Source organism: Nonlabens dokdonensis DSW-6 (assembly GCF_000332115.1).
GTDB classification, from domain to species: domain Bacteria; phylum Bacteroidota; class Bacteroidia; order Flavobacteriales; family Flavobacteriaceae; genus Nonlabens; species Nonlabens dokdonensis.
In genome coordinates, this window is the sequence record NC_020156.1 from 855,485 (window position 1) to 870,451 (window position 14,967).

Here is a 14,967-nt window from a genome sequence, read left to right on the forward strand (position 1 = left end):
GAAAATGAATTCTACCATGGAAAAGTAGCGTAGAATGGAATTACCATTTGGGAAGTAATAATTTCTTTTACTGCTACCTCTCCATACTTCCCATGAAGGAGCAAGCTCTTCAAAATTAAGCAGGTGTTGCTATTGAATCAAATCTGAGAAAATCTCGGACAGCAACACTAGTGTCCATTTTTAAATAATCAAATATGAAAAAAATAACCTTAATGTTGTTTACGGGAATCCTTATTTCTATGTTTTTCTCCTGTACACCAGAACAACTTACAGATAATTTAAATGAGCCACAGGCATGTTGTGGAAATGAAGGCACCATTGAAATACCACCTCCACCACCACCGCCAAAAGATGAGACAGATGACTAGTACTAAATTTTAAATTTAGTTATTACATTAGAGGAATGAAATCAATCGTAACTTCATTCCTCTTTTTTAGTATCTTGATTATCGGCTTGCATTTTTCCCAAGCCCAGACAGCAGATAGCTTGAACTACTATTCAAGTGTCATTAATAATCCTACACAACCAAACGATCTTGCAAAAGCCTACAAGTTTTTTATCAAAGAAAAAGCAAAGCACTCTAATAATGATAACAGTCTAGCTAATGAAATATATGCAACTCAGCAACTGGCAAGAATCCAAAGAGAATTAGGGTACACCTCAGAGAATGAAAAATTAAATCTTGAAAGTCTAAGGCTTCTGGATAAAATAAAATCGAAAACCGATTGGACTCAAATTACCTATATGAGTATCATCAACGAATTAGGTAAAGTTTACAGAGAGAAAAGAGATTATGCGCGAGCAATAGCTCTATATGATGAGGCGTTGACTACTGCTAGTAGTCCAGCACATCAAGCGATTCTTTACAATAATAAAGGACAAGTATTTGAACATCAAGAAGACCTTGAAAACGCTATTTATTATTATGAAAAAGCTTATGAAAATGCCATAGAGGCAAATAATCCTCGAGAAACTGCAAGAGCATTAAGTAATCTAAGTTTTACAAAATCAAAATTGGATGTACCTGAAGCCGAAAGTGGTTTGATAAAGGCACTAAACATTAGACTAAAAAACAACTACACTGCTGATTTGGGATCAAATTATGATCATTTATCTCGCTTTTACTTCCATTCAAATGACATGATAGCTACAAAAAAATACTCCGATAGCTTTCTTGAATTGGCTAATAAAAACAACTTGGCACCACAGCTAATTATGGCCCTTAAACTTAAAATTGAAACCGGAGAACCTGAATACGCTATTGAATACATTCAAATCAATGATAGCCTTAATAACCTAAAAACAGAACGGCGCAACAATTTTAATTACTATGTGTATCAATATGATAAAAAGGAAAAGGACTTGCAAAAAAGTCAATTATTCAATGAACGATTGCTTTACCTCCTACTTTTTATAGCATTAGCGTCTATTTCCATATATTTTATTTTAAAATACAAACACAAAAAAGAAAAACTACTAGAAATCTACCATACAGAAACACGTCTTTCTAGAAAAATACACGATGAAGTGGCAAATGATGTGTATCACGTTATGACCCAACTACAAACCAGTTCTAATAACAACAAGGAACTATTAGATGATCTTGAACACATATATAATAGAACACGAGATATCTCGAGACAGAATAGTACTATCGATCTAGAAATATCATTTGCAGAGCTTTTAAGTGATCTGTTTTTAAGCTATAAAGATGATGATGTTAATGTGATTACAAAAGGGCTTCAACTTATTGATTGGGATAATTTAAAAGATATTCAAAAAACAACCGTTTATAGAATATTACAAGAACTGCTCACTAACATGAAGAAGCATAGCAATGCCAGTATTGTAGTTGTAAGTTTTGAACAGTCTGGCAAGTCGTTTATAATTAACTACAAAGATAATGGTCAGGGAACCGCTTTAATTAAAGGAAATGGTCTTCAAAATACGGAAAACCGTATTCATTCCATAAATGGAACTATTACTTTTGAATCAGCTATTGAAAAAGGCTTTAAAGCAACTATTAGGATTTAAAAAAAGATGTTTAAGAAAGTATTGATTTCAGATGATTACAGTAGTATCAATCAAGGTGTACTTGCTGTTTTAGAAGAAGCAGGAATTCATAATATAAAACAAGTACAGTATTGCGATGATGCTTATCTTGAAATTAAAAGCGCAATTCTTAAGCAAGAACCCTATGATTTATTCATAACAGATTTGAATTTTAAGACCGATCATCGCAAACAAAAATACGCTTCTGGCGAGGCGCTAAGTGCCCAACTTAAAAAAGAATATCCTGACTTTCCGATAATTGTATATTCTGTAGAAGATCGTTTGCAAAAAGTACGCTACTTAATTAACTCAGTAAAAGTAAATGCATTTGTATGTAAAGGTAGAGATGGTTTAAAAGATTTATCCAGTGCTATACACGCAGTTGATCAACATGACATATTTCTCTCATCATATGTGCAACAAGCCTTAAATTCTAGAAATAATTTAGAGATAAATGATTATGATATTGAATTGTTATCATTACTCGCTTCAGGTCAGTCTAAAGAAGCTATAAGCAATCATTTTAAAAGCGCTGGATTCTCTCCAAGTGGCTTAAGCTCCATAGAAAAAAAACAAGCTAAACTTCAAATACAATTCGGTGCAAATAACGCCATACACCTCATAAGTATTGTAAAAGACCTGGGACTTATTTAAAATTTTGGAGCGATTACGGGAAACCGTAAAACTGTACCAAAATAGATATTTACTTTTGCCACTGAATGGGTGCTACTGCTCATTTGTCAGGGAGATAAAAGCGTGTACCTTCATAGGTATGCGCTTTTTGATTTGTATGCGGTTGATAGTTTTTATAATTACTGCCCAACACTCGCCATACGCCTCATCGTGTCAAAGAGCGCTATTTTAAATGCATCATCTTTTGCATATAATCTATAAAGATCTAGTTCTTGTTTACGTTGCTTAGACATCACATCGTTCATGATTTTTTCAAAAGCGATACTTTTATTTTGCTCGTCAGAATTATTTAAATATTTAGATTCAAAGTCTGGATGCGCCTTTATGGATTTTGTTAAACTAATAAACTTCACTCGTTGATCTTCTGGTGTGACTTCCCAACTTTGAAACCAGCGTTCATTAAAGCTTTGGATAATTAAATCTAGTGGATCCTTATCCTCGTCTGATCCATGAGCTCCTCTAGGATTTGGATTTTGAGGATCTAAGGTGCTGTCTGAATCCTCTAAACCAATTTTCTCATTTAATCTTACGCGCTCTAAACCGTAAGTAGACAAATCAACCGATTCTAATAGCTCGTCTAAACCATCAACATCTCCTGGTTTTACAGGCAATTTAGGTATCAAGAATTTTAGAAACCAATATAATTTTTCCCACACAACTATTTCAAAAGGCATGATAGATGCCATTTGTCCATAGATTTTCACAAACTGCTTGGCTTTAATCTTAAAATCAGCTTTATCATCATCTTCTAATTCTAATTCATGAATAAAGCGTTCGGCTGCACGTTCAATAATCGGACTCAACACTTGGGCATCTTCTTTATTGAAAAACTTAGTATTGAAATCTTCTACTTCATTCCACTCATAAACGCCTACGTCATCTAGCACTTCTTTTAGCTCATGCAACACATTTACATCTGTAGCTTCACTTAATGAAGTAGCTGTATAAAAAGGATCAAATGATGCTTTAATATCAGCAGAAGAATTGAAAAAATCTAATACAAATACATCTTCTGTTTTCTTACCTAACTTGGTTGCTGCTCTGTTTAAACGCGATAAGGCTTGCACGGCTAGTACGCCTTGCAACTTTTTATCTACGTACATGGCACACAGTTTAGGTTGGTCAAAACCTGTTAAATACTTATTAGCAACCACTAATATTCTGTACTCATCTTCATCAAACTTAATACGAGTATCTTTTTCGGCAAAGCCATTCATCTCTGCTTCTGTGTATTCTATACCATCCACTTCTTTACTACCAGAAAAGGCTATTGCAATTTTAAATGGATGTCCTTTGTCTTTTAAAATAGATTGTAATGCTTTGTAATATCGTATCGCAGATTCTATGCTTTGGGTAACCACCATCGCTTTAGCTTTACCTTTAAGCTTTTTCTGATTGACTATTTTAGGAATAAAATGGTCTAGAATTATTTCTGCTTTGGTATTGATCGTTTGTTGATGTTGCTCTACATAAGCACGTAATTTTTTTTGCGCTTTTGTAGAATCAAACAACGGATTCTCCTCAATAGACTTTTCTATTTCATAATAGCTTTTTAAAGTCGTGTAATTGGCTAATACGTCTAAAATAAAACCTTCTTCAATAGCCTGCTTCATAGAATATAAATGAAACGGTTTAAAACTACCATCGTCTTGTTGCACTCCAAACTTTTCTAGGGTAATAGGTTTAGGTGTTGCTGTAAAAGCTAGATAACTCGCATTACCACGCATTTTGCGCGACTGCATGGCTTGTACAATTTTATCTTGAGCATCTACAGCTTCGTCTTCATGATACTGCTGTCCCATGGCTCTATTCATGTTATCATGTGCTGAACCACTTTGACTACTGTGTGCTTCATCAATAATTACTGCAAATCTTTTGTCACTTAAATCTGCTATTCCATCTATGATAAATGGAAATTTTTGAATTGTAGTGATGATAATCTTTTTGCCTTGCTCTAGACTTGATCTTAACTCTGCAGAGGAATATGCTGGAGCAATGATATTTTTAACTTCAGAAAAATCTGCGATGTTATCTCTTATTTGCTTGTCTAATAGTCGTCTATCTGTAACTACAATAACCGAATCAAACAATGGTCGTTCTACATCTGTAATGCCTGGTACGTTACTATTTACTGGATAGGTTTCTATTAATTGATATGCTGCCCATGTAATGGAATTGGATTTTCCAGAACCAGCAGAATGTTGTACTAAATACGTTTGTCCTACACCTTTATTACTAGCATCTTCAATAATTTTACGTACCACATCCATCTGGTGGTAACGCGGGAAAAACAAAGTCTTACTTTGTAAAGGATCTTTCTTTTTACCATCTAATCGCACAAAATGCTGAATGATATTTGCGAGACTTTCTCTAGTAAACACTTCTTCCCATAGATATTGCGTGCGATGTCCTATGGCACCAGTAGGTAATTCTGGGTTGCCCTTACCATGTTTATTACCTTTATTAAATGGTAAGAAAAAAGTGTTTTTACCATTTAATTTAGTCGTCATATAGGCTTCGTCTGTGTCTACTGCAAAATGAACCACACAACGTGCAAATTGTAATAAGGGCTGTTTAGTATCGCGCTGGGTTTTATATTGATGTTGCCCATGCACTCTAGCGTTTTGACCTGTCCATGCATTTTTAAGCTCCATAGTTACCACAGGAAGACCATTTATAAACAAGACCATGTCTATTTCTTCACGTGGATTGTCTATACTGTAACGCAATTGTCTGGTCTCACTAAAACGATTTTTAGCAAAATTATCTTTTACTTGCTGGCTGCTACTCGCTAGCGGCAATTGATAAAACAGCGTAAAATGAGCATCATCTACTTGTAAACCCTTTTTAAGCAGATACAGAATACCATACTTTTTCACCAAACGATCATAACGGTTTAGAATTTTTAATTTCCAATCGCCTTGCTTTTGTAGCTTTTCTAGTTCTTCCTTTTGAGTACTTTCTAAAAAATCCCAAAAGAACTGCTCATCTATGGCAAACTGTGCATTAAAATTACTGGCTTGTCCTATGTAATAGCCTTTACCAGTTCTATAGATTTCACCGCTTTCGCGAAAACCGTCTACTGATTCACCACTTGCTTTGATCTCTTCTAGGTTAGTTCCAGTGAGGTGTTTTTCTATGGCTGCTTCTAGAGCTTGTTCGTTGGTTTGGCTATGCATTTTGTAATTGTTTTAGTAATGTTTCAAAATCAGCATCTTTAATTTCATTTTTTTGAATATCAACTATTCGCAATTCATTATCGTGCCACTGTGTATTGTAATGTTGAAAATATAATTTTCTATTAAAAATTGAGTTCAATTCTTTTTCTCCGTAATAAACTCCTATATTTTTTCCTTTACTCCAATCCCAATTATAATTGAGTTTTAAACTCAATAAATAATAAATATAGAGTTGTTCTTTAGGCATTTCTTCCTCTTTTAATTCCGTTAAATTTTTATAATTAGATAAAAATGCTTGCTGTTTATTAGCTATAAAACTTGCATACGCACCATTATAAGCATAAAATTCTTTAAGCATATTTAATATATGCTCTCTTTTGAACCAGTCATCATATATTTTTATTCTATTACCTAGTTGAATAAATGAGTTATAAGGTATTAACTCTGATTTAATAGAATTCTCGTTTTCTAAAAATCCAGCATATTTTGACCATAACTTTTCAAAAACTGAAATATTAAATTTGTGCGCATTTATTTCTCTTGTTATATAAATTAAATGCGCTATTTTACCTCGTAATAAATGATGGTCTTCAGCTATGCCAAAAGCTGTTCTTATTTGCTCCTTCTCGTCCTTATCTTTTGAAGTTTGAACAACAGATAACTTTAATACTTCTTCTGCATTAAAAATAGACTTGTATTCATTTTCAAAACTCAAGATATCATCAAACTTAAAATCTACACTTAATTCATTTAAAAACTTAATACTATATATGGATTGTGTTGCAGCTGTTTTACCAATAGTTTCGTCTAAACGAAGATTATATAGCAATCTGTTTAACCTTATTAAATCTATAACATCAAAAGATTGCTTATCATATATACAATGTTTTTTAATGAAATATAAAAAAGGTAACAATCTAAAATGGTCTATTTGAGAAAGATTACCTGACAACCATTTTTTGTTAATTAAGTTTATATAAATTGTTTTAAACTGTGTTTCTTTAAAATACTCATCAAAATAAAAAACAACGGTTTTAAAATACTTTTCAATATCAAAAATTTCAACGTTAGTTTGCTTGATGTTTATAGATTGTTTTCCTCGAATAATATCTGCAAAATTTTCAATTTCATCCGTAGTTAATTCGTTATTATTTTGATATCTATTTTCAATAGATTTTAATAACTGACACCAACTTAAAAATGTATTAAATCCTTTATCGGCATTTTCATTATCATCTTTATTTACCCAAAAATAATCTTGCCAATCTTCCCAGAGTTTACCGTATTTATTTTTTTCTTCTGTTGTATCTAACTTACTTAATAAGTCTGCTTTTATATTTTCATTGGCTTGCATTTGCTCTCCACGAGCATTCATATAAATATAAAGTTCCTCACCTTGCTCGCTTATATTGGTATCAAAATACCAGAACTCTACATATTCTTCTATGTACTTATAAAAAGCTTCTAAATTGTTTGGTAAGTTATTTTCATAATATTCCTGAATACTTTGAAAGTTCTCTATTAAACTTTTTATGGTAGTATCAGAATCATATTTGTTACTGTAATACCAGTTTTGGTTGGTGAAATCTGTATTACTGCTTAATGCTAATGCAGTAAATTGTTGCAAAAAATGATGTGCCGATTCTCTTACCTTGTAATCTAGTTTTAAAAATCCATCCGTTAAATATGTTTTCTTGAATTTTTCATTTAGGCTTTCATTTTTTGACGCCAATACTAACAACATTAAAAAAATAGTGGTAATGCGCTGTTGCCCATCAATTAAAAAGTAGTTCCCTGAATATTGGTCGTCATTATAAGCATAAATAAAACCAATATTAGAACCATTGTTTCTCTTTTTATAAAAGCTTTCAAATGCGGTTTCTAAGTCATTATCTATAGTTTCAATTCTAGGAACTTGAACGGTTAAGAACGATTCAAAATCTTTTTTTATTGAATTTAGCAAACCTATAACCTGTTCTTCTGCCCAAACATAATCGCGTTGTATTTCTGGAATTATAATTTGTTGAACATACCTATTCACAAACAGTTCTTTTACGCTGTATTTTCCTGCTTTCATTTTTCTACAGTTTTAGCGTTAAAATTATTTACGGATTCTTTTAGACCTAAGGTAGTTTTTATATGAATTTTATGAGCTTCAATATCGTCAATAGACCAAAGACTCATTCGACTTGTATCTGCATTTTTAAACATTTTACTAAACACATCAAAAGTGTGTTTAGGTACAAAACTACCTATTTGAATACGCTTTAGGATATTATCTCTTTTTTCATCAAAAAATTTGTTACCATTAGACGCATTGTCCTTTCCTGATAACAAGCACATATTGCCAATACCATTTAAAGCAGGATGCTCTTTTAGTGCTCTATAATATACTTGCTTTTGGGTATCTTCTCTTGTTTCTAGTTCTAAGACATCTTTAACCTCTTGTGTAATGGTTTCACCTAAAATGTTATATATGGCATCTTTGTGTTTTTGCTTTAAAACATTTTTTTTGCCTTCTGGTGTTTGCGGAAAAATATGTTCCAGAGACCATTTTTGTTTGTCAAACTCATAGAAATTGAATCGTATATTTTCTTGACCTTCTATAAATACATTTAATGCTAGTAATATGTGGTGTAAACTATCTGGTGTTTCTTCGTATGACAAATCGCTTACATCTAGGTCTTTTAAAAATTCTTCTTTGTCTGTTTCTAATTTATGTATTAAATCTGTTTTAGTATCTATTTTTAATAAATCGTTTAAAAAAGTCAAGTTATTTTTGTTACTGTTTTTTGCAAATCTGCAATACCCAATTAGGTTGTAAATTTGAGTATGGTAAAACCAATCGTCTAGCTTGTTTTTAACCGCTTTAAGTTTATCAAAGGTTTGTACATAATTGTTATGCTCCAAGAAAAAATTAAACAACGGGAAATCTTTGGCACTTGCACTTTTGTTTATAGATAATGTTTCGTTTTCTAAAGCATAGGCAACCAGCTTTAACAACTCTTGCATTGCATTATTTTTGTTATTGAAATAAAAACCTTTAATATCCTCTTTGTTTGCCCAGGTTGCCAACTCGTCCCAATGTTTACCCACATTGGCTCTAATTTCCATTACTTGTTTAAAACTATATTTATGTTTTCTACCAATTTTTGTGATTAATAAACCTTTAATTAACTCTGCTTCAGTCAGCGGAACTTTATTACTATTTAAGTTTTTAAAAACGGTTTCACTTTCTATATGAGATTCTATTGAGTTTACAATCAGTTTTACATTGTTGATTAAGTAATTATAAAACAAACCCAAGTCTTTTTTTCCTTTAAAAAACGTAGCCGATTTTTGAAGGGCAGAAAATATATAAAAGACATCTTGCTTATTTAAGCTTTCGTCTGCACTAAAATCTTTCCAAGTGGTGACTAAAACTGCGTTTAACGCTTCTGTTGGATACACATGATTGGTAAAAATATTATCTCTTATGGCATAATCTAATTTGTTAAAAGAGATATTTTCCAACTCTAATTGTGCAGATAAAACGGCTAAAATGATAGACAAGGTGGTTAGACGCTGTTGACCGTCTATAACCTCTAAACAACTTGTATTTTTTAGTGCTATTTTTTTAACGGTAATGTATTGTAAATAATACTCTTTACTTTCTTGATTTTCGTAGCTTATAAAAGCATTCCATAAATCATTTAATAAAATACTTACTGCACCATTTTTAGTCGATGCCCATTTGTAACCACGTTGGTAAGCTGCAATATGATAATAACTACAATCGTATTGCGTTAAGCACCCATTTTGGTTATGGCTATTAAAAATATGTTCTATGCTAAAAATTAACTCTTTCATACCTAACAAACCCTAACCTTCCCAGTAACAACCCCATTAATCAAACTACTCTTATACTCGGTTAACTTCTCGATCTCTTGCTGCTTTAAAGCTATAGCCGTTTCTATTTTTTCTGAAGCGGTTTCTATATAAGCTGAAATTTCTTTTTGTTCTGAAAGTGGTGGATAAGGAAACCTTTCGTTCTTAATTACTCCTACGGCTATTCCTGGTTGTGCTGCTGATTGTGATAGGCGATTGAAATCCGCTACTTTTATTGTTTCTCCCAACCATAACGTATCTTCGTTATTTATTGGATAGACAACAACTGCGTGCTCTGTAGCATAAAATTTTCCATCTGCATAATTTACATTTCCACATAATGCGCCTTGCCGACCAATTAAAGCATATAAACCATCGTTAGTGTAATTTTCACAATATGCTCTAAATCCGTTTCCACCATAAACAGGATACCCTTCTTCTTTAAAATCATCAGAAGATATAAACTCTCCACTTTGAAGGTTAGAAATAAACTTTAATGCCTTCACTTCCCAATGCTCCGGAATCTCCCCAATCCACTCCACACCAGCGTTTTTCAAGGTCACACTATTATCTAGTCCACGAGTCACCGCTTGGTGTATTAAAATTTGCTTGCGCTCTTTAAGCAAACTGATTTGTTGCTCTTTAATGGCAATAGCATCCTCTATTTTACTGGTTTTATCGTCTAAAAATTGAGCGATGGCGGTTTGTTCTGGAAGTGGTGGAAATGGAAACGGAAATCTTTTAAAATCCCAAAAACTTATATTCTGTCTTAGTCCAGAACCTAAACCATAAATGACTTTATTTATATCAATTGTATGTAAATAATAATGATAAAACGAGTTAGAATACTTTTCCTTAACTCTTAAGTTAATATAAGCACTAGTAATAATTCCATGATCTTTTGCTAAACCAGTCCTTAAACTTGTCTTATCATTCTGTAAATCTGTTGGCCTAATAATTATATCTCCAGGTTTAACTAATTGATAAGTTTCAAAGGATTCAGGAACTAAACCTGTTAGTTTTTCTTTTGGTTTCACTATAACATTTCCATAGCTTAATGAAAGTACTGTTTTTTGAATAAAACCTATATTTTTTTCTTTGCTTTCATTTAATATTGTAAGACCAGGTTTCACCTGCCAATTCTCAGGAATTTCACCCAACCATTCCACGCCACTATCTTTATAGCTCGCATAACGCTCTATATTTTTTACAGCCGTTTTACTTTCCATCCTTCTTCTTTTTTAGCTGTTTATTAGTGATTTCTAAATGTTTTATAAAGTCTTTTTCTACTTTAGAGAGTTCGTTCTTGATCTGTTCTTTATAGCTGTTATAGTTTTCAGTAGCTTTTTCTAGTGCCTTTTTATGACTTACGGTTCCTGCATGCGTCAGGATATCGTTACCGGTCATTTGTATAAAGTCGTCAGCTCTTTGCAACCAGTCTTTCATGTACATGGGTTTACGATTAAGTGCCTGTAATTCTGCTAGCTCTAAATAAGCGGTTACCATACGGTTAAGCACGTTCATTTCTTGCTCATTGAGGTAATTCTTTGCAATGGTAGTTTCTTTCTTAGTAGGTTGTTCTCCTTTAAAACTCGTCAAACCTAAATAGGGTTTTGCGGCATCGATGCGGTTATAAATAACCTCTGCCGCAGTCTGTCCATGTGCTGCCCAGTGCATTTTATTCTGTATGGTTTTAAAGAAGCGTTGCGAGGTTTTTGCTTTAGGATCATAATCCACACTGGTCGCATAAATGTCCAGTACTTTGCGCCAAAACACTTTTTCTGAGGCTCGTATATCACGTATGCGTTCCAGTAGCTCCTCAAAATAATTACCACCACCAGCTTCTTTTAACAAATCATCATTAAGTGTAAATCCTTTTACAATATATTCTCGCAACCGCTGTGTTGCCCAAATCCTAAACTGAGTGCCACGCAACGACTTTACACGATAACCTACTGAGATGATCACGTCCAGGTTGTAAAATTTAACAGGCCTGTCTGAACCACTAATGTGCAAATGTTGCACATTGCTTTTTTCTTGTAGTTCTCCTTCTTTAAAAATCTTCCCTATATGCTTAGTGATCACACTGCGTTCCCTATCAAAAAGCACACTCATTTGTTCTTGAGACAACCAGACGGTTTCATTTTCTAATCGTGTCTGGATCTTAGTCTGTCCATCTTCAGTCTGGTATATGATGATTTGTGATTCCATAACTAGACTAGGTTTAAAATCTCTGCAATGAGACCATCGCTTTGTTTTTCTAGTTCTAAAATATCAACAGTTACTTCTTCTATATCACGCAGTGGTGTGTGCTCATAAAAGTATTTATTAAAGCTGATCTCATAACCTATTTTAGTCGCGTCTAGGTTGATCCAGGCTTCTGCTACGTGTGGTTGTACTTCTTTTTTGAAATAGTGGTGTATATTGTCTTTTAAAGGTACATTTTCTGTATCGCGCAGGTCGCTTTCGGTCTCGTAGGTGATGTATTCTCCTTTTTTGGGTGTTATTATTCCTAAAGCTTTTGAATTTGAGAAGCGCTTCGACAGGCTCAGCGTGACATCGGGATGATCATGAGCATAGTAACCAAAATCTGCTAGATCTTCTTCTTTGCAATCTAAATGTGCTAAGAGTTTTTTTAGTTTGTCACCTGAGAGTTTTTCTACTTTTTTGATGACTTTTTCAGCGGTAGCATCATACCAACTTACCGCATTTAGAATGGCTTTTTTATCGCTGGCGCTTATACTTAGTTTTTGTGCTTTCACTTCATCATCCACATCCTTTTTAAAAATATTAAAATCGCGGTATTCTTTATCTCCTATAACATTAGATAGCGCTAGCGCACATTTTAATTGGTTTAAATGCTTTTGCCAGGTAGCAGGCTTGGTTAGTTTAGTTTTATTTGCAGCCGATAGGTTCAACTCGTTTTTCTCGCACCATTCTAGTAATTCGGCGGCGTGTTGTTTAGTGTTGGTGTATATACGTTCTCCATAGGTTTCAAATGCATATTGCATGGGTTCTTGTAACACACGATCATAACGCAAGCTCTCGATACGTTCTGGCGTAAATTGTGCTTTGAGGCGTTTTGGTCGTTCTATTGTCGCTTTATAGTAGCCAAAATCTTCATTATCAAAAATTTGACTAGCAAGAGGCTGGTTTTCAGTTCGCTTTCGCGAAAGCGAACTCATATACACACTCGTGATTTCTTTTACATGTTCTGGTGCAAATTCACAGTTCTTGTTCCCTAAATTTTTGCGCAGTTTGCGGTACAGCTGTCCAGCATCAATCAATTGTACTTTACCTTTACGGTCAGTCGCTTTATTATTGCTCAAAATCCAGATGTATGTGGTAATACCTGTGTTATAAAACAGGTTATTAGGCAATTGTACAATGGCTTCTAGCCAGTCGTTTTCTATGATATAACGACGTATGTTGCTCTCGCCACCACCAGCATCTCCAGTAAACAAACCACTACCGTTATGTACTGAGGCGATGCGCGTACCAGCTGGGCTTTGAGATAGGGATTTCATTTTATCTACCATTTCCATAAGAAATAGTAACTGCCCATCGCTAGATCGTGGTATGGCATCTACCTCTTCTTCTACATTCCAGTAGTTCTTAAGACTGATTTTAAATCGTGGATCGATGATGTCTTTACCATCCTTAATATATTTTTGCTCACTGCTCCAGGACTTTCCATAAGGTGGATTAGATAGCATGAAGTCAAAGGTTTTTCCAGCAAACTCATCTGTAGAAAGAGTAGAGCCTACTTTTATGTTCTCTGGATCGTTACCTTTAATCATCATGTCTGACTTACAGATGGCATAGGTCTCGTCATTTATTTCTTTACCAAAAAGGTATACATCACCAGTGGCACGTATGGCGCCTTCTTCATCTTTGATAAAATTTTGACTCTCGGTAAGCATTCCACCACTACCACAGGCAGGATCATAGATGGTCATGACCTCTGGTAAATTATCTTTAATGGGATCAAAAATGATATGCGTCATCAGGTCGATTACCTCACGCGGTGTGAAGTGCTCACCAGCCTCTTCATTATTCTCCTCATTAAATTTTCTAATGAGTTCTTCAAACACATAACCCATTCCTAGGTTAGAGAGTGCTGGTAGTTTTCGACCTTCTGGATCTTCTTTTTCAAAAGGCGTTACGTTAATGTACGGTGATGTGAACTTTTCTAACACATCCAGAAGTACATCTTTGGTCGCCATGTGGCGCACCTGACTGCGCAGTTTAAATTTCTCAATGATTTCCTTTACATTAGGACTGAAACCGTTCAGGTAATCTTCAAAATTTGCTTGTAGTATTTGCTGGCTATTAGTCGCGGTGTCCTTTAACTTCTGTAAGGTATAGGTACTGGTATTATAAAACACATATCCAGAGGCTTCTCGCAATCCTACTTCATCCCATTCTGTAAAGCCAGCTTCATCACGTTGAAACGCTAGTTCTTCAAGCACGGCATCTTTAGTAGGTTCTAATAATGCATCTAGACGTCGCAAAACAATCATGGGTAAAATTACGTCACGGTATTTACCGCGGACGTAAACGTCACGCAGGCAGTCGTCTGCAATGGACCATATAAAGGATACTAATTTATTGTGGGATGATTTATTCATAGGTTATAGTTCTGGTAGTGTAGTTCTCAAAGTTAGGGAAACGGCAAGCTAGTTATAAATTTAAATCTTGTAAAATTTGCTGTGCTACAGGATTTCCTTCTTCATATTTACTAATCGATTTTTTGCTTTTATTTAATAGGATCATGTTTAATTCTTGCTCGCGTTTTTTTAATTCTTGGATAAGAGCCGTTTCTACTTTTAAAGTTTGTCTTCTCAACAATTTATGATGTTCATAATTATCGTGATTGCGATCTTTTACTTCTTCTAAATATTCAAAATCATTGAGCTTAAAAGAATGATTTTCGATAGTTTTATTTGAGATCCAATTTTCAAATTTTTCACGTTTTACTCTTGGCTCATAATTATCCCATCCTAATTCATTTACAATTCCATTAAAAAGCTGATTTTGAGTACTCGAAGAGTAACCTAAATGTGCAGCAATACGATAAAACGACGCTCGCGCAGATAGGTGTTTTGCATCACCAGTCTGACCTATATAAATATACTTATGCTGTTCATCTCTTATGATAATTACATATACGGC

At 33.9% G+C, this 14,967-nt stretch carries 10 protein-coding genes; 3 read left to right on the forward strand and 7 right to left on the reverse strand.

Going from position 1 to position 14,967, the window contains the following annotated elements:
* Positions 1-194 precede the first annotated feature (194 nt).
* Genes DDD_RS18095 through DDD_RS03875 form a run of 3 tightly spaced genes read left to right on the forward strand, consistent with a single transcriptional unit; the run spans position 195 to position 2,707 of the window.
* The gene (locus tag DDD_RS18095; protein WP_169316445.1) at positions 195-368 is read left to right on the forward strand and encodes a hypothetical protein; all 174 of its coding nucleotides are present in this window, start codon (positions 195-197) and stop codon (positions 366-368) included.
* A gap of 35 nt (positions 369-403) precedes the next feature.
* On the forward strand, positions 404-2,035 hold the full coding sequence (locus DDD_RS03870; protein ID WP_083892371.1) for a tetratricopeptide repeat protein: 1,632 nt from the start codon (positions 404-406) through the stop codon (positions 2,033-2,035).
* Positions 2,036-2,041: 6 nt separating this feature from the next.
* Positions 2,042-2,707: a response regulator gene (locus DDD_RS03875; RefSeq protein ID WP_015361447.1), complete on the forward strand. Its 666-nt coding sequence runs from the start codon at positions 2,042-2,044 to the stop codon at positions 2,705-2,707.
* A gap of 158 nt (positions 2,708-2,865) precedes the next feature.
* Here DDD_RS03875 and DDD_RS03880 read toward each other — a convergent pair whose 3' ends face one another.
* Genes DDD_RS03880 through DDD_RS17925 form a run of 7 tightly spaced genes read right to left on the reverse strand, consistent with a single transcriptional unit; the run spans position 2,866 to position 14,640 of the window.
* Positions 2,866-5,925: a type I restriction endonuclease subunit R gene (locus DDD_RS03880; protein ID WP_015361448.1), complete on the reverse strand. Its 3,060-nt coding sequence runs from the start codon at positions 5,923-5,925 to the stop codon at positions 2,866-2,868.
* Positions 5,918-8,002, reverse strand: coding sequence for a DUF262 domain-containing protein (locus DDD_RS17200; protein ID WP_015361449.1), 2,085 nt, complete (start codon positions 8,000-8,002; stop codon positions 5,918-5,920). Before DDD_RS17200 ends, DDD_RS03880 begins: the two co-directional genes overlap by 8 nt.
* Complete coding sequence (locus DDD_RS03890) at positions 7,999-9,774, reverse strand: DUF262 domain-containing protein (protein WP_015361450.1); 1,776 nt, start codon at positions 9,772-9,774, stop codon at positions 7,999-8,001. The genes DDD_RS17200 and DDD_RS03890 overlap by 4 nt, the downstream gene beginning before the upstream one ends.
* Before the next feature lie 2 nt (positions 9,775-9,776).
* Positions 9,777-11,021: a restriction endonuclease subunit S gene (locus tag DDD_RS03895; protein WP_015361451.1), complete on the reverse strand. Its 1,245-nt coding sequence runs from the start codon at positions 11,019-11,021 to the stop codon at positions 9,777-9,779.
* Positions 11,011-12,003 carry a virulence RhuM family protein gene (gene rhuM, locus DDD_RS03900; RefSeq protein WP_015361452.1) on the reverse strand — a complete coding sequence of 331 codons (993 nt, stop codon included), beginning with the start codon at positions 12,001-12,003 and terminating at the stop codon, positions 11,011-11,013. The genes DDD_RS03895 and rhuM overlap by 11 nt, the downstream gene beginning before the upstream one ends.
* 2 nt (positions 12,004-12,005) lie before the next feature.
* Complete coding sequence (locus DDD_RS03905) at positions 12,006-14,423, reverse strand: type I restriction-modification system subunit M (RefSeq protein ID WP_041566915.1); 2,418 nt, start codon at positions 14,421-14,423, stop codon at positions 12,006-12,008.
* Positions 14,424-14,475: 52 nt separating this feature from the next.
* Positions 14,476-14,640: a hypothetical protein gene (locus tag DDD_RS17925; RefSeq protein WP_015361454.1), complete on the reverse strand. Its 165-nt coding sequence runs from the start codon at positions 14,638-14,640 to the stop codon at positions 14,476-14,478.
* Between the last annotated feature and the right edge of the window lie 327 nt (positions 14,641-14,967).